Source organism: Phaeobacter italicus, from assembly GCF_001258055.1.
In the GTDB taxonomy this organism is placed as follows: domain Bacteria; phylum Pseudomonadota; class Alphaproteobacteria; order Rhodobacterales; family Rhodobacteraceae; genus Phaeobacter; species Phaeobacter italicus.
In genome coordinates this window covers 258,414-273,878 of record NZ_CVRM01000031.1, presented here as the reverse complement: position 1 = coordinate 273,878, position 15,465 = coordinate 258,414, and the positions used below count along the sequence as shown (strand labels likewise).

Genomic DNA, 15,465 nt, shown 5'->3' with positions numbered 1-15,465 from the left:
CGCCGCGCAGGACAGCAGGGGTCAACGGCGCGGTGCGTTTGCAGCCTCGCAAAACGACTTGATCCGAGCCGGATCCTTTTCGCCCGGCGCGCTCTCGACGCCAGAAGCGACATCAACCTGACGTGCGCCGGTGACCCGAATGGCCTCGGCTACATTTTCCGGATTCAAACCGCCAGCCAGCATCCACGGGGCGCGCCAGTATTTCTTCTGCGCCAGCAGACGCCAGTCGAAGGCAACCCCATTGCCGCCCGGCAGCACCGCGTCCTTGGGCGCCTTGGCATCAACCAGAATTTGATCCGCGACGCCTTCGTATGCATCGATGCGCTGGACGTCCTCAAGCGACGAGACACCCAAAACCTTCATCACAGGCAAGCCGTAGCGTGCCTTGACCTCTGCTACACGTTCCGGGGTTTCCTGGCCGTGCAGTTGGATCATATCCAAGGGAACAACACTGGTGATTTCATCAAGCATGGCGTCATCTGCATTGACCACCAATGCGACCTTGCACATGCCAATGGGCGCCTCGACCGCCAAGGCAGCGGCCTCCTGGGGGGTGACCGACCGTGGGGATTTGGCAAAAAAGTTGAACCCGATGTATGCCGCGCCTGCCTCGGCGGCAGCCGCGATGTCCTGCGGGGTTTTCAGCCCGCAGATCTTGACCCGAATGTCCTGCATGACTGGCTCAGCTCGCCTCGTCCAGAAGGGCGAGGACCTCGTCCTTGCCTTCGTTCTTCTGCTTCTTGAGGCGCGAGACTTCACGCGACAGTTTGCGGGCCTCACGGGCTTTTTGATCCGCTTCGCGACGGTGTTTGTGTTCGCGCAGCCACTCGATGATGAAACCAATGACCAGACCAGCGGCAATACCACCCAGCACCACAACAAAAAGTGGCAGTTCAATCTGGAAGTTGTAGCCGATCAGTTCGGCCAGAGCCGCTGGCAGAAGTTTCAGTTCGACCAGCCCACGGTTCGCAAGCGAAACCGAGATAAGAGCGATCGCAATGACACCGAGACAGGCGTAGCGAATGTAGCGCATCAAGCTTTTCCGTTCAGGCGGTCCCGCAAGAGCTTCCCAGTCTTGAAGAACGGCACATGTTTTTCTTCAACATGGACCGTTTCACCGGTGCGGGGATTGCGACCAACCCGCGCATCCCGTTGTTTCACCGAAAAGGCTCCAAAGCCTCGCAGCTCAACCCGGTCACCACGCGCCATTGCGTCAGTCACTTCCTCGAACACCGTGTTAACGATCCTCTCCACGTCACGCTGATACAGGTGCGGGTTTTCGTCTGCAATCTTCTGGATCAATTCCGAACGGATCATGTCCAGGCCCTCCCAAGCCAATTTAGGCGAAGTTTATATGCACCAACTATAGGAACAATTCCGGAAACCGTCACCAATTGATACCGGACGCGCCCGCGAATTAGCTAGCGATTGCCTAAGATTAGGCTGATTCCGCGCAGCGCCAAGCAGAAACATTCATAGGTTTCCCCGCAAAAGGCGATTGCACGGCCACACATGTGGCAACTTGATTCGCAGCCAGTTCATTAACGAATGCCCGCACCTCTGCGAAATCAGGCACTGCGGCAAAAGGAAACGGCCCCGCACAGGATGCGAGGCCGTTCCAGATTTTTCAGCCTGTAGCGGCTACTGAAATCAGTCGCCGGACTTCAGTGCTGCGCCCAGGATGTCGCCCAGGGACGCGCCGGAATCGGAGGAGCCATACTGTTCGACGGCTTCTTTTTCTTCCGCGATTTCGCGTGCCTTGATGGACAGGCCCAGACGGCGGGTCTTGGAGTCGACGTTGGTGACGCGAACGTCGACCTTGTCGCCAACCGAGAAACGCTCAGGGCGCTGCTCTGCGCGGTCACGGGACAGGTCGGAGCGGCGGATGAAGGACTTCATGCCTTCGTATTCCACTTCGATGCCACCGTCTTCGATCGCGGTCACTTCAACGGTGATCACGGAACCACGCTTCACGCCGCCGACGGCTTCAGCGAACTTGTCGCCGCCCAGGGCTTTGATCGACAGGGAGATACGCTCTTTCTCGACGTCCACTTCGGAGACAACGGCCGAAACCATGTCGCCTTTGCGGTAGTTCTGGATCGCATCTTCGCCACGCTCGTCCCAGGACAGGTCGGACAGGTGAACCATGCCGTCGATGTCGCCGTCGAGGCCGATGAACAGACCGAATTCGGTGATGTTCTTGACTTCGCCTTCGACCTGAGTGCCTTCCGGGTGGGTCTCAGCAAAGACTTCCCACGGGTTGCGCATGGTCTGCTTGAGGCCCAGGGAAACGCGGCGCTTGGCACCATCGATTTCCAGAACCATGACGTCGACTTCCTGGGAAGTGGAGACGATTTTGCCCGGGTGGACGTTTTTCTTGGTCCAGGACATTTCGGAGACGTGGACCAGACCTTCGACGCCCGGCTCCAGCTCAACAAATGCACCGTAATCGGTGATGTTGGTGACGCGACCCTTGTGCACGGAGGACAGCGGGTACTTGGCGCCAACCAGATCCCACGGATCTTCCTGCAGCTGTTTCATGCCGAGGGAGATACGGTGAGTCTCTTTGTTGATCTTGATGACCTGAACCTTGACGGTTTCGCCAATGGACAGGATCTCGGACGGGTGGTTCACACGGCGCCATGCCATGTCGGTGACGTGCAGCAGGCCGTCAACGCCGCCGAGGTCAACAAACGCACCGTATTCGGTGATGTTCTTGACGACACCGTCCACTGCCTGGCCTTCGGACAGGTTGCCGATGACTTCGGCGCGCTGCTCGGCGCGGGACTCTTCGAGGATCGCACGGCGGGACACAACGATGTTGCCACGACGACGGTCCATCTTCAGGATCTGGAACGGCTGCTTCAGACCCATCAGCGGGCCAGCGTCGCGCACGGGGCGCACGTCAACCTGCGAGCCGGGCAGGAATGCAACAGCGCCGCCCAGGTCGACGGTGAAGCCGCCTTTGACACGACCGAAGATAGCACCTTCGACGCGCTGGTCGTCTGCGTATGCTTTTTCCAGGCGATCCCATGCTTCTTCGCGGCGCGCCATCTCGCGGGAGATGACAGCTTCGCCACGGGCGTTCTCAGCTGCGCGCAGGTAGACTTCTACTTCGTCGCCAACAGAGATTTCGGGAGCTTCGCCAGGGTTTGCGAATTCTTTCAGCTCGACGCGGCCTTCCATTTTGTAGCCTACGTCGATGATGGCCTGGCCTGCTTCGATTGCGATGACCTTGCCTTTAACAACGGAACCCTCTTCGGGGGTGTCCATTTCGAAGCTTTCGTTCAGGAGGGCTTCGAATTCCTCCATCGATGTGTTTTGAGCCATGAGGTCTCAGGTTTCCTTTACAAATCGGTTTTATCTGGCCGGGCGGTTGTCTCCGCCGGTCTTGAAGATTGGTCCGTATGGGGCGCAGCACATGCCGGTCTGATCAGACAAACACAAAGGGCCGAGGTGTGCCCCGACCCTGCTCAGAATGCCGCCCGTGCGTTAACCGCCCCTATAGTGACAGGGCGTTTGTTACTGGGATTCCCCATCCCGCGCAAGAGAAACGATACAAACAAGGCGATAACCGGCCCAAAGGTCGCAGGTAGTACCTCGATTGCGTGGGGAATTTACGCCGAAATGATGATCCCAGGCCGCAGAATGGACGATACGATCCTAACGTCGCGCCTCGATCGCTGCGATGGCCATTTCAACCGCCTCTTCGATACTCAGGGTACTGGTGTCGATCTGCACAGCGTCCTGCGCGGGTTTCAGCGGCGCTTCGGAACGGTTCATGTCCCGTGCATCGCGTGCCTTCACATCCTCCAGAACCTCGGCCAGCGTTGTCGGATGCCCGGCCGCCAGCAGCTCCTTCAGACGCCGGGTGGCGCGCACTTCTGCACTTGCGGTGACAAAGAGCTTGGCTTGCGCGCGTGGGCAGATCACCGTTCCGATATCGCGGCCATCAAGAACCGCGCCGCCAGCCCGACGCGCAAATGCTCTTTGGAAATCGACAAGCGCTGCACGCACTTCGGCAATGACCGCAACCTTGGAGGCCGCCTGAGCCACCTCCGCGGTACGCAACTCTGGCCGCTCCAGATCTTCTGGCAACAGCGCCTCAGCCGCAGCGATTGGTTTTTCCCCTGCCAGCATCCGAGCGCCAACAGCACGATAAAGAAGGCCTGTATCGAGATGGGCAAAACCGAAATGCGCGGCAACAGCACGGGAAATCGTGCCCTTACCTGCGGCTGCCGGCCCGTCGACTGCGACCGTGAAGCTCATGATGAGGTCTCAAGCCGGGCGCCAAGGCCGGTCATCAGCGGCGTGAAGATCGGGAAAGACGTGGCGATCGGGGTGCTGTCGTCCACAGTCACCGGGTTTTGCGCTCCCATACCCATCACCATGAAAGACATTGCGATACGGTGATCAAGGAAGCTTTCGCAAGTGCCGCCACCCGGGACACCATCAGCGCCCATGCCGGTTACGGCCCACCAATCGTCTCCCTCTTCGACCATCACGCCATTTGCGCGCAGGCCACGCGCCATCGCGTCGATGCGGTCGCTTTCCTTGACGCGCAGTTCCTTAACGCCTGCCATCATGGTCTTGCCGCTCGCAAAGGAGGCCACAACAGACAGAACGGGATATTCATCAATCATCGAAGCTGCACGTTCCGGCGGGACTTCGATCCCCTTCATGTTGGGGGAGAATTTCGCGCGCAGATCGGCGACCGGCTCGCCGCCTTCCTCGCGCATGTTTTCAAAGGTCAGATCCGCACCCATATCCTGCAAAGTGTAGAACAGACCGGCGCGGGTCGGGTTCAGCCCGATGCCTGGCACCAGCACATCAGACCCCGGCGTGATCAGCGCAGCACAGACCGGGAAAGCCGCGCTGGACGGATCGCGGGGCACCGCAATGACCTGCGCCTGCAGCTCGGGCTGTCCGGTCAGCGTAATGACCCGGCCTTCGTCTGTGTCCTCAACCGTGATTTCGGCACCAAAGCCAGCCAGCATCCGCTCTGAATGGTCACGCGTGGCTTCTTTCTCAATCACGACGGTTTTCCCGGGCGCATTGAGACCCGCAAGCAGAACCGCAGATTTCACCTGAGCCGAGGGCACCGGAACCGTGTAGCGCACAGGTGTCGGCTCTGCCGCGCCCACGATGGTCATCGGCAAACGCCCCCCGGAACGGCCGACGGATTTGGTGCCAAACAGGGCCAGCGGATCGGTAACACGCGCCATCGGCCGTTTATTGAGGCTTGCATCCCCGGTGAAGGTCGCGGTGATTGCAGACGTGGCCATCACCCCCATGATGAGGCGAACGCCGGTGCCCGAATTGCCGCAGTCGATCACCTGATCAGGCTCCGCCAGTCCGCCAACGCCCACGCCGTGAACAGACCAGCTGCCGTCGTCATGCTTTGTCACCTCGGCGCCCATTGCGCGCATCGCCTTGGCGGTGTCGAGCACATCTTCGCCTTCCAGCAGGCCCGTGATCTTGGTTTCGCCAACAGCCAGCGCACCCAGAATGATGGAGCGGTGCGAAATGGACTTGTCGCCCGGAACCTCTGCAATACCTTTCAGAGGGTTCGCGCGGTGGGATGTCATCGGGATTGGCGTGCCGTGTCCGGACATGAGGAACCTTTCAATGCTAGCGTTCACATCTGGACCTACCCAATCGGTTCGGGTCGGTCCAGCGCGTTTTGCTGCCACATGGGCCCACGAGCATGAGCTCCGAGCGGGAAAATGTGACGGCTGATGGAAAATTACAGACGGCGGAAGGTCATGTAATGCGGGGTCCGTCCCTCGCGCAGCGCCTTTTGCTCGTAGCGCGTGGAGATCCAATCGCCCCAGGCGTTGCGCCAATCATCCGGCCCCTCGGCAAGCCATTCGAACCCCGCCTGCGGCACTTCTTCCATGGTTTGGCGGACATAGTCAGGAATGTCAGTTGCCACACGGAAAATGGCGCCGGGCTTCAGGCATTTCGCCAAAGGTGCCAGGTGTTCTTGGGTCACAAAACGGCGGCGGTGGTGGCGTGCTTTTGGCCAAGGGTCGGGGTAGAGCAGAAAAGCACGAGAGATCGACTGTTCCGGCAGCACGTCCATCAGGTCACGCGCATCACCCGGATGCACCCGGATGTTATCGGCTCCCGCCCTGCGGATTTTGCCCAGAAGCATGGCAACACCGTTGATGTAGGGTTCTGCGCCGATGATCCCGACATCGGGGTTCGAAACCGCCTGATGAACCAAATGCTCGCCACCGCCAAAGCCGACCTCAAGCCAGACGTCACGGCCACCGAACAGGCTGTCCAGATCAAGCAGCGTGCGATCGGGATTCTCATCCCAACCCACAGCCCCCGGGCTAAGCGCGGCAAGATCTTCGTCAAGATAGCGCTGCTGGCTGTCCTTGAGCTGCTTGCCCTTGAGGCGGCCATAAAAGTTGCGCCAGGGCGCACCGCTCTGATGTTTATCAACCGCGTTGGGCCGGGTGTCCCCAGTCGGCGCCGGGTTGGGTTTGTTGTCATCAGACATCAGATGCGTTTCCTGTAGAGCTGTGAAAAATCTGGCCGCCCATCTGCCTGAACCACAGCGTTGGGTCAAGCCACCAAGCGCCCTTCCGATTGCCCGCAACGCAGCTGTGATGGCTTTAGCCGTTAGCCGCCTTCGCGCAGGACACCTGCCGCAATCAACCTCAGCCGAGTGGGAAACCAGATATCATGTGGCGGCGTCTTCAGTGTTTCGATCGCAAACTCCGGGTCAACACCGCGATCCAGCATGTAGTCCAGATGCAGGAACACCTCTGCCTGGGTATCACGGTAAATCCAAGAGCCGAACTCAAACGGTGTCGCCCAGTCTTCGTCCTTGCGCCAGCGCCGGTAATAGCCCTGGACTGCCTTTGGCGCCCAATCTCGCTGATGGAACCCGATCTGAGAGCCTAGCGTCATCTGCCGCCCCTCGCCCGCAAGAAAGATATCAACGCAGGCGCTGATGCACTCTCCGACGACCCAGGTATCCAACCCGTGCTCAAGAACGATTTCGGCAATCGTCTCGCCCGCATAGACACTGCCACCACCGCTGTTCAGCTGCAGGCGATCAATGGCAGGATTGGCCGCGAGTATATCGCGAAAGGGTTCGATGTCGTCTTCGGTTATCTCCCAGATTTCAGCTCTTGCACCATCTTTGCCGGTGTTTTCTTCCGGCTCCTCGGTGTCATAGATCAAAGTCTGGCCGTCCACCTTGAATTTCGGCGGCAAGGTGTCTCTCGCTTGTGCGCCCATCGCGACACTGCAGCACAGCACTGCCGCAAGGGTTAGAGAAGATTTGACGCCAAACGAGAGTGACACGGGCTACGTCCATTTTGAGTTCGCAAGCACCTTGCCAGTAATGACACCGCATTACCAATGACTTTCAGAGGGAGTGAAAATGAAAAAAGGGCAGGAAATCTCCCGCCCTTTTCAGATCATGTCGTCCAGATTGGATCAGATCGCTTTTGCCAGCGCATCGACGAGATCGGTGCGTTCCCAGCTGAAACCACCATCGGCGTCAGGTTCGCGGCCAAAGTGGCCATAGGCTGCGGTGCGCTGATAGATCGGCTTGTTCAGACCAAGGTGAGAGCGGATGCCGCGCGGGGTCAGATCCATGATCCGATCAATTGCTGCCTCGATCTTGTCGGCAGGAACGTCACCGGTTCCGTGGGTGTCAGCGTAGATCGACAGCGGCTTTGCCACGCCAATCGCGTAAGACAGCTGGATGGTGCATTTATCGGCCAGGCCTGCAGCGACCACGTTCTTTGCAAGATAACGCGCAGCGTATGCAGCTGAGCGGTCAACCTTGGTCGGGTCTTTGCCAGAGAACGCCCCGCCGCCGTGAGGCGCTGCGCCACCGTAGGTGTCAACGATGATCTTGCGGCCTGTCAGACCTGCGTCCCCATCCGGGCCGCCGATTACAAACTTGCCAGTTGGGTTCACGTGCCAGACGGTTTCATCGGTCAGCCAGCCATCAGGCAGGGTTTCACGGATGTAGGGTTCGACAATGGCGCGAATGTCGTTTGAGGTCAGCGTCTCGTCCAGATGCTGCGTCGACAGCACCAGAGAGCTGACGCGAACCGGCTTGCCGTTTTCATAGACAACGGACAGCTGGGATTTCGCATCCGGACCAAGCGCAGGTTCGGTGCCATTCTTGCGCACTTCGGCAAGTCGGCGCAGAATTGCGTGGCTGTACTGGATCGGTGCAGGCATCAGAGCCGAGGTTTCGTTGGTTGCAAAACCAAACATGATACCTTGGTCGCCAGCGCCTTCGTCTTTATCTTCAGCCGCGTCCACGCCCTGGGCGATGTGGGCGGATTGTTCGTGCAGCAGGTTGGTGATCTCAACCGTCTCGTGGTGAAACTTGTCCTGCTCGTAGCCGATATCCTTGATGCAGGCGCGGGCGATCTCGTCGATGCGGCCCATGTAGTCCTGCAGTTTTTCCTGATCGGACAGGCCCACTTCACCACCAATGACCACACGATTGGTCGTGGCAAAGGTCTCCGCAGCAACGCGGGCCTCGGGCTCTTCGCTCAGAAAGGCGTCAAGAACAGCATCCGAGATACGGTCACAGACCTTATCGGGGTGGCCCTCGGAAACAGATTCCGAAGTGAAAGTGTAGTTGGGTCGTGTCATGAAAGTGGTGCTCCGTTGGGGGTTCAGCCTGCCACGCCAGGAAGCCGTTGTGGCAGTAATCGGACCGCACTACGCGGACCGGCAGGACTCGTCAATCTATAATCCGCTATGCTTAACGAGCTATGACCTGCGTGCAATACTCTGCGAAAAAGCCATCCCCCCCACACATAGAACAATGCAGAAGAGAAACACCCAGATATCGCCTGTACGCGCATAGAGCGTGGGGGCCAGCGGTGCTGGAAGGGCCACATCAATATACCCAGCCACGCCAAGAGGCAGGGAATCAACGATCCGACCGTAGGGATCAATCATCGCGGAAATCCCGGTATTGGCGACCCGAACCATAGGCAACCCCTGCTCAAGCGCCCGCATCCGGGCCTGTACGAGATGCTGAAAGGGGCCAGAATATGTCCCGAACCATGCGTCGTTGGTGATCTGGATCAGGACATCCGCTCTTTCCGGCGCGGCGTTTACATCCTGCGGGAACACGGCTTCATAGCAGATCAGGGGCAACGCCTTGCCGATCGGTAGATCAATCACCTGCGGCCCCGGCCCGGCTGCATAACCCGCCCCTGCCTGCGAGGCAAAGCCGTGAATGCCAAACCGCGCCATCAGATTTCCGGCAGGGACATACTCTCCAAATGGCACCAGATGCGCCTTGTCATAGATCTTGCTTGGCGCGCCCCCCTCTTCCAGCAAAATGGCCGAGTTGAAATACTGACCCGCCTCACGGCGCTGGATGCCAAGGAATAGCGGCGTCTGGCCCGCGGCCGCAGAGATCTGGGTCAGCACATCTTCCGCGTAATGCAGCATCAGCGGCACAGCCGTTTCGGGCCAAACAATAAGATCAACATCACCGGGCGCGCTTGTGTATTCGACCTGGCGCTGCACAAATGACCAACGCAGATCAGGGTGCCATTTTTCATCCTGCGGGGCATTGGGCTGCACCAAACGGATGATCTTGTCTGTCATTTCCACAGCCGGAGGCGACGGAACCAGCGCGACACAAAGTGCCGTTGCGGCCAGTGGCAGCACCGCCCAAACCGGACGCAAGGAAAAAAGCCCCAAAGGAAGAAACGCTATCAGGGACAACACTGCGACCCCTTGAGGACCGATCAACGGCAACATCTGCGCAACTGGTGTATCAATCCAGAACTGCGCAAACGCCGCCCATGGCAGCCCCGTCAGCAGATAGGCACGCCCAAACTCCGCCAGCGACAGGGTCGCAATCAGAACAAGGATCCGCGCAGCCCCCCTGCCCCATTTGGTGGCGGCGGCAAAGGCAGCGGCCCAAAACAACGCCAAACCAGCCGCCAGCCCGACAACCGCAAAAGGTGCCATCCAGGCGTAACGTTCCGCATCAATCTGAAACGGTTCGTAGATCCACACCATCGCGACAGCGAAATAGGATGTCCCCAAGAGCCAGCCGTAGAAAGCCCCTTGTTTCCACCCCTCAAACGACAATGCCTGCCTGCCGATCAAGCCAAGGCAAAGCGGCACAAGCCAAATGAAATGGAAGGGCGCAAGCGCAAGCGCCAGTGCGGCGCCCGATGTACAGGCGCCGATTAATCGGGCAGCGGCCCCGCCCCGATCGGCAAGGCGGAGGGCCTTTGCCATCAACTCTGGCCGGGGAGACGCACCCGCAACCGTTTGATCCGGCGTGGGTCGGCGTCCATCACTTCGAACTCTGGGCCATCGGGGTGCTGGATCACCTCACCCCGCACAGGAACACGACCAGACAGCATGAACACCAACCCGCCGAGCGAGTCGATTTCCTCTCCATCCACATCATCGTGATTGGTCAGCGACCGGCCGATTTCTGTTTCAAACTCTTCCAGAGGGGCGCGGGCCTGGGCGATATAGCACCCCTCTTTTTCGCGAAACCACATCTGGTCTTCGCCCGCATCGTGTTCATCCTCGATCTCACCGACGACCTGTTCAATCAGATCCTCAATGGTCAAAAGGCCATCCACACCGCCGTATTCGTCAATGACCAGCGCCATATGGCGCCGTTCCGCCTGCATTTTGGTCAGCAGAACGCCAATCGTCATGGATGGGGGCACAAACAAAAGCGGCCGCACCATCCCCTGTAGCGAGAAATCGGACTCTTCGCAGTTGAAGCCATGCATCAGCGCAAAGTCCTTGAGGTGGACGAAACCAATTGGCGTGTCCAGCGTGCCCTCATAAACGGGAATGCGCGTAAAGCCGCTTTCCCGGAAGATCTGCACCAGCTCATCTTTGGGGGTTGAGGCAGACACCGCCACGATTTCCGCCGCCGGGATGGCCACATCCTCGACACGCAGACGACGCAGATTGATCATGCCATGAGGTTGCGCTGTACCGTTGGCATCCGGGACCACGGCCACTTCTTCCTCAGAGTCTGCGGAGCCAAAAGAGCCGAAAATACGCCCCAAAAGCCCTGTTGATTGAGCCGCAACCGCACTATCGCCAGCGCTGCTCCCGTTCTCCAGCGCGCCATGCGCTGCGTTAGAACTGCCGTCTATGTCGCCCATCTTTCCTATCCGATACGCCCGTAATTCGGGCTGTCCTCTACAGTATATGGGTCATCGATACCCATTTTGCCAAGTATCTCGACCTCAAGACCTTCCATCAAAGTGGCATCAGGGTCACGAATGTGATCATAGCCGAGAAGATGCAACAATCCGTGAACGATCAAATGGCGCAGGTGGTCGGCCAGCGGTTTGCCCGCCTCCTGCGCTTCACGCGCGCAGGTTTCATAGGCAATCGCAATATCGCCCAAGGGAATTTCACCCGTAAAATCAGCCTCCGGAGCCATAGGTGTGCCACCCGGCTCCTCTGCCGCGAGCTCTTCGGCAGGCCAGCTGAGCACATTGGTCGGCTTGGCCTTTTGGCGGAAATCCTCGTTCAAGACGGCGATCCGAGCGTCATCACAGGCCAGCACCGAAATTTCGCACGCCTCGGGGTCAAGTCGGAAATGGGACAGCACGGCCTCGGTTGCCTCGATGACTAGAGGCTCCAGATCCGTCTCTAGCCAGCGATCTTCTTCGATAGAAATGTCGAGGCCCATAGCCGCCTTTTCCGAACCAAGGCGCGCCTTGCCAAGCAAGCGCGCCCCGGATCAATTGCAATTTCGTGTTTTGCCCTGGGTGTCAGGCAGGTTTTTCATCCGCCTCATAGGCCTCGATGATGGCCGCCACAAGCGGGTGGCGCACAACGTCGCGGGCCGTGAAGTAGTTAAAGCTGATTTTGGGGATAGATTTCAAAAGGCGCTCTGCATCCGCAAGGCCCGAAGACACCCCACGTGGCAGATCGACCTGGCTACGGTCGCCTGTGATCACCATGCGTGAACCCTCACCCAGACGGGTCAGGAACATCTTCATCTGCATGGTCGTGGCATTTTGCGCCTCGTCCAGCACGACAAACGCATTAGAGAGAGTACGTCCCCGCATAAAGGCAAGCGGCGCAATCTCGATCTGTTTTTCCTCAAGCAGCTTCGCGAGCTGTTTTCCCGGCAGGAAATCGTTCAACGCATCATAGAGGGGCTGCATATAAGGATCGACCTTGTCCTTCATGTCGCCGGGCAGATAGCCGAGTTTTTCGCCAGCTTCGACAGCCGGGCGGGACAGGATGATCTTGTCGACGTGGCCAGTGATGAACATGCTCACCCCGACCGCAACGGCAAGATAGGTTTTCCCGGTGCCCGCCGGGCCGATACCAAAGGCCAGTTCGTGTTCGAACAGCGACTGCACATAGGCTTTCTGGGCGTCGGTGCGCGGCTCGACCAATTTCTTGCGGGTCTTGATCTCGACCTTGCCACCGCGGAACATCTCCAGCTGACTGCCGGGTTCAGCCGGTTCTTCCTGTCCCATTCGCAATTCGCGGTCGATATCCCCCGCCTCTACGCTGCGACCTGTTTCCAGTCGATCATAAAGCGCGGCGAGCACCGCTGCGGCCTGTTCCCGCGCGCCATCTTCTCCCAAAACAGACAATTGATTGCCACGTCGGACGATCTGGACCCCCAGCGCCTGCTCGATCGAGGCGAGGTTGCGATCATATTCTCCACAAAGATCGATCAGCAGCCGATTGTCAGGGAATTCAAGCAGTGCCTCATGTGAGCTGCCCTGCTCTTGCGAAGGGGTCAAAGTGCCAATGGCCAATCCCGTCTCCTGTCTTTGACGTTGCAGTTTCAGTGTGCCTTTCCCGCAGCGCAGGCGCAAGCACGAGCCGCGCAATTTCACGCGACTGAAACAAATAGGCCGCCCATTTGCGGGCGGCCTGTCCACTCTTCATGCAGTGTTTGACACCGAGCGTCAGATCACATCTTCAAAACTGGAACCCGACTTGAACGGTCCAACAGCCGTATTCGGAGGCGCCACCCCAGAACAGACCGGACGACCATCAGGCCCCAGGCGCTGTGACAGGTAGCCCTCGACACCATCGTCAATAATCCAGTGATCGCATCCTGTTGGATCAACCCAGATGCCTGCTTTCAATTGCGACAGGTCCTTGCTGTCAAAGCCTCGGTCAACCGTTTTGTCAACCTTCTCCCCGCAAGCCCCAAGACCAGCTGCCACCGACAGCACCAGAAGTGTTTTGGCCAATTTCATGATCAGATCCCTCAGCGCAGGCAGATGATTTCGACACGGCGGTTTTGCGCCATGTTGGATGCAGAGTCGTTTGGCACACGCGGGTCGCGCTCGCCGTAGCCCCGCGCCTCTAGGATCCGGGCACCGACGGATTCGCCGACCTCTGCCACTGCATTGGCGCGACGCTGTGACAGGCGCATGTTGTATTCATCAGACGCACGACTGTCGGTATGCCCGGTGATGATGAATGCGCTGGCGTTGGCGGACTGAAAGAACTCCTGCAGGCGTTTTTGTCCTGCTGCGCTGATGCGGTGCTTGTTGGTGGCAAAAAACTGATCGCTTGGCATTACGCCGCAGATGTTGCCACGACGGCAGACCGGTTTGCCATCACGGGTCACATGAGGGGTCATGAACCCTTCGGCTCCGTCGTCCATCACCCAATGCTCACAGCCATCAGGGTCAACCCAGATCGTCGGCACATATCGCTGGCCCGGACCACCAAAGCCCCCGTCCTGCGCCGAGGCGACACCACCCGCACACATCGTGGCCGCGATTGCCGCACCACCGATGACACGCTTAACATTCAACATCGAAAAACCTGCTCCCCTCGCCGATCTGCAGAGCCCATCGTGGCCGGGGCAACCCCGGCGTAAAGCTCCGATTTTGAGCAATAATCGCAGGTATGGGCCTGCAATTGCAATCAAATGCTTAACCGCGGCCCAGATTTGCAGCCGACTGAAACGCGGATCCCACAGGAGAGCCGCGCCAGTCTGGCATGACAGCAACGGCGCAGATCAGCCGATCAGTTCACCTGCGAGAGAGTTTGGCCCAGAGGAGACAATACGTACACGCGCCAGATCACCGATGTTGCGATCACAATCCGCAACGTGAACGGCGTGGAGATAGTCGGACTTGCCGACCATCTGACCAGGCAGGCGGCCAGCTTTTTCAAACAAAACGCCAACTTCGCGGCCGACCATGCTGTCCTGAACTTCACGCTGCTGTTGGGTCAGCAAAGCCTGCAGCCGCTGCAGACGGTCATCCGCCGCCGCAGGATCAACCTGCGCGCGCTCTGCAGCCGGTGTGCCGGGGCGGGTTGAGTATTTGAAGGAATAGGCGGTGCCGTACTTAACCTCTTCCACCAGGTCCATTGTGGCCTGGAAGTCCTCTTCGGTCTCTTCCGGGAAGCCAACGATGAAGTCCCCCGAGATCAGGATATCGGGACGCGCGGCACGGATACGCTCGATCAGGCGGATATAGCTTTCCGCCGTGTGCGCGCGGTTCATCCGTTTGAGGATCTTGTCAGACCCCGCCTGCACCGGCAGGTGCAGATAGGGCATCAGCTTGGCGCAGGTGCCATGCGCCTCGATCAGGTCGTCCTGCATGTCGTTGGGGTGCGAGGTGGTGAAACGAATACGCTCCAATCCGTCAACCTTGTCCAGCTCCCAGATCAATTGCGCCAGGGTCATGTCACCGTTCGGACCGGCGCCGTGGTAGGCGTTCACGTTCTGCCCCAACAGGGTGATTTCGCGCACGCCGCGCTCCACCAGGTCACGGGCTTCACGCAGGATACGGTCTGCGGGGCGGGAAACCTCGGCACCGCGTGTATAAGGCACCACGCAGAAAGCGCAGAACTTGTCGCAGCCTTCCTGCACGGTCAGGAACGCGGTCGGGCCGCGCTTCGCCTTGGGGCGGTTTTTCAGCTTCTCGAACTTGTCTTCTTCGGGGAAATCGGTGTCCAGGACCTTTTCCCCGGTTCGTGCCTTGGCTTCCATCTCCGGCAGGCGGTGATAGCTTTGCGGGCCAACAACCAGATCGACCAGCGGCTGGCGGCGCATGATCTCTTCCCCCTCGGCCTGGGCAACACAGCCCGCAACACCGATCTTGAGGTCCGGCTTGTCGGCCTTCAGCCCCTTGAAGCGGCCCAGCTCGGAATAGACCTTCTCCGCTGCCTTCTCCCGGATATGACATGTGTTCAGAAGGATCATGTCCGCATCGTCGGGCGATTTGGTTTCAACGTAACCTTCACCGCCCAGCGCTTCGGCCATGCGTTCACTGTCATAGACATTCATCTGACAGCCATAGGTCTTGATAAACAGCTTCTTCGGAGCGCTCATGGGGACAACCTTTTCACCGGAGGGGTCGCAACAGCGGCGTGGCATAGCCGGAAACGGCTCTGCTTGCAATGCCAGCCCGATTACCCGAATTTAACAGCAATCGCCAGACACGGAAGCTGGCACTCAAAAATGGGCAGTCG

The 15,465-nt window shown here is 59.0% G+C and carries 16 protein-coding genes and 1 riboswitch; all 16 genes read right to left on the bottom strand.

Going from position 1 to position 15,465, the window contains the following annotated elements; translation table 11 throughout:
• Window positions 1–21: 21 nt before the first annotated feature.
• A complete protein-coding gene (locus tag NIT7645_RS12625; protein ID WP_008562473.1) occupies window positions 22–675 on the bottom strand; it encodes a phosphoribosylanthranilate isomerase in 654 nt (217 codons plus the stop codon).
• A 7-nt stretch (window positions 676–682) separates the two neighbouring features.
• On the bottom strand, window positions 683–1,033 hold the full coding sequence (locus NIT7645_RS12620; RefSeq protein WP_008561668.1) for a lipopolysaccharide assembly protein LapA domain-containing protein: 351 nt from the start codon (window positions 1,031–1,033) through the stop codon (window positions 683–685).
• A complete protein-coding gene (gene ihfB, locus NIT7645_RS12615; protein WP_008560927.1) occupies window positions 1,033–1,317 on the bottom strand; it encodes an integration host factor subunit beta in 285 nt (94 codons plus the stop codon). Before ihfB ends, NIT7645_RS12620 begins: the two co-directional genes overlap by 1 nt.
• A 333-nt stretch (window positions 1,318–1,650) precedes the next feature.
• Window positions 1,651–3,330, bottom strand: coding sequence for a 30S ribosomal protein S1 (gene rpsA / locus NIT7645_RS12610; protein ID WP_008562265.1), 1,680 nt, complete (start codon window positions 3,328–3,330; stop codon window positions 1,651–1,653).
• Between the two features lie 333 nt (window positions 3,331–3,663).
• Window positions 3,664–4,269, bottom strand: coding sequence for a (d)CMP kinase (gene cmk, locus NIT7645_RS12605; protein ID WP_008562671.1), 606 nt, complete (start codon window positions 4,267–4,269; stop codon window positions 3,664–3,666).
• Window positions 4,266–5,615, bottom strand: coding sequence for a 3-phosphoshikimate 1-carboxyvinyltransferase (gene aroA, locus NIT7645_RS12600; protein WP_008560786.1), 1,350 nt, complete (start codon window positions 5,613–5,615; stop codon window positions 4,266–4,268). The genes cmk and aroA overlap by 4 nt, the downstream gene beginning before the upstream one ends.
• Window positions 5,616–5,746: 131 nt before the next feature.
• Complete coding sequence (gene trmB, locus NIT7645_RS12595; protein WP_008558938.1) at window positions 5,747–6,511, bottom strand: tRNA (guanine(46)-N(7))-methyltransferase TrmB; 765 nt, start codon at window positions 6,509–6,511, stop codon at window positions 5,747–5,749.
• Between the two features lie 122 nt (window positions 6,512–6,633).
• Window positions 6,634–7,257 carry a COG3904 family protein gene (locus NIT7645_RS12590; RefSeq protein ID WP_046210668.1) on the bottom strand — a complete coding sequence of 208 codons (624 nt, stop codon included), beginning with the start codon at window positions 7,255–7,257 and terminating at the stop codon, window positions 6,634–6,636.
• A gap of 201 nt (window positions 7,258–7,458) precedes the next feature.
• On the bottom strand, window positions 7,459–8,640 hold the full coding sequence (metK, locus tag NIT7645_RS12585) for a methionine adenosyltransferase (RefSeq protein WP_008562682.1): 1,182 nt from the start codon (window positions 8,638–8,640) through the stop codon (window positions 7,459–7,461).
• 8 nt (window positions 8,641–8,648) lie between these two features.
• Window positions 8,649–8,699, bottom strand: a riboswitch (SAM-SAH riboswitch).
• Window positions 8,700–8,760: 61 nt separating this feature from the next.
• Window positions 8,761–10,257 (bottom strand): apolipoprotein N-acyltransferase, encoded by a 1,497-nt coding sequence (lnt, locus tag NIT7645_RS12580; protein WP_008563179.1) that lies wholly within the window; start codon window positions 10,255–10,257, stop codon window positions 8,761–8,763.
• Window positions 10,257–11,153 carry a hemolysin family protein gene (locus NIT7645_RS12575; protein ID WP_046210667.1) on the bottom strand — a complete coding sequence of 299 codons (897 nt, stop codon included), beginning with the start codon at window positions 11,151–11,153 and terminating at the stop codon, window positions 10,257–10,259. Before NIT7645_RS12575 ends, lnt begins: the two co-directional genes overlap by 1 nt.
• A 5-nt stretch (window positions 11,154–11,158) precedes the next feature.
• Window positions 11,159–11,689, bottom strand: coding sequence for an rRNA maturation RNase YbeY (gene ybeY, locus NIT7645_RS12570; protein ID WP_037302963.1), 531 nt, complete (start codon window positions 11,687–11,689; stop codon window positions 11,159–11,161).
• 82 nt (window positions 11,690–11,771) lie between these two features.
• The gene (locus NIT7645_RS12565; protein WP_008560944.1) at window positions 11,772–12,779 is read right to left on the bottom strand and encodes a PhoH family protein; all 1,008 of its coding nucleotides are present in this window, start codon (window positions 12,777–12,779) and stop codon (window positions 11,772–11,774) included.
• A 153-nt stretch (window positions 12,780–12,932) separates the two neighbouring features.
• The gene (locus tag NIT7645_RS12560; protein WP_008563165.1) at window positions 12,933–13,229 is read right to left on the bottom strand and encodes a hypothetical protein; all 297 of its coding nucleotides are present in this window, start codon (window positions 13,227–13,229) and stop codon (window positions 12,933–12,935) included.
• Between the two features lie 11 nt (window positions 13,230–13,240).
• A complete protein-coding gene (locus NIT7645_RS12555; RefSeq protein WP_224833934.1) occupies window positions 13,241–13,750 on the bottom strand; it encodes an OmpA family protein in 510 nt (169 codons plus the stop codon).
• Window positions 13,751–14,002: 252 nt separating this feature from the next.
• Entirely contained in the window at window positions 14,003–15,325 is a 1,323-nt protein-coding gene (miaB, locus tag NIT7645_RS12550; protein ID WP_008558785.1) for a tRNA (N6-isopentenyl adenosine(37)-C2)-methylthiotransferase MiaB, read from the bottom strand.
• Window positions 15,326–15,465 lie beyond the last annotated feature (140 nt).

Coding starts and splice junctions, on each gene's coding strand:
- NIT7645_RS12625 (WP_008562473.1), bottom strand. CDS start 675: ATGCAGGACATTCGGGTCAAGATCTGCGGGCTGAAAACCCCGCAGGAC.
- NIT7645_RS12620 (WP_008561668.1), bottom strand. CDS start 1,033: ATGCGCTACATTCGCTACGCCTGTCTCGGTGTCATTGCGATCGCTCTT.
- ihfB (WP_008560927.1), bottom strand. CDS start 1,317: ATGATCCGTTCGGAATTGATCCAGAAGATTGCAGACGAAAACCCGCAC.
- rpsA (WP_008562265.1), bottom strand. CDS start 3,330: ATGGCTCAAAACACATCGATGGAGGAATTCGAAGCCCTCCTGAACGAA.
- cmk (WP_008562671.1), bottom strand. CDS start 4,269: ATGAGCTTCACGGTCGCAGTCGACGGGCCGGCAGCCGCAGGTAAGGGC.
- aroA (WP_008560786.1), bottom strand. CDS start 5,615: ATGTCCGGACACGGCACGCCAATCCCGATGACATCCCACCGCGCGAAC.
- trmB (WP_008558938.1), bottom strand. CDS start 6,511: ATGTCTGATGACAACAAACCCAACCCGGCGCCGACTGGGGACACCCGG.
- NIT7645_RS12590 (WP_046210668.1), bottom strand. CDS start 7,257: ATGGGCGCACAAGCGAGAGACACCTTGCCGCCGAAATTCAAGGTGGAC.
- metK (WP_008562682.1), bottom strand. CDS start 8,640: ATGACACGACCCAACTACACTTTCACTTCGGAATCTGTTTCCGAGGGC.
- lnt (WP_008563179.1), bottom strand. CDS start 10,257: ATGGCAAAGGCCCTCCGCCTTGCCGATCGGGGCGGGGCCGCTGCCCGA.
- NIT7645_RS12575 (WP_046210667.1), bottom strand. CDS start 11,153: ATGGGCGACATAGACGGCAGTTCTAACGCAGCGCATGGCGCGCTGGAG.
- ybeY (WP_037302963.1), bottom strand. CDS start 11,689: ATGGGCCTCGACATTTCTATCGAAGAAGATCGCTGGCTAGAGACGGAT.
- NIT7645_RS12560 (WP_008563165.1), bottom strand. CDS start 13,229: ATGAAATTGGCCAAAACACTTCTGGTGCTGTCGGTGGCAGCTGGTCTT.
- NIT7645_RS12555 (WP_224833934.1), bottom strand. CDS start 13,750: ATGTGTGCGGGTGGTGTCGCCTCGGCGCAGGACGGGGGCTTTGGTGGT.
- miaB (WP_008558785.1), bottom strand. CDS start 15,325: ATGAGCGCTCCGAAGAAGCTGTTTATCAAGACCTATGGCTGTCAGATG.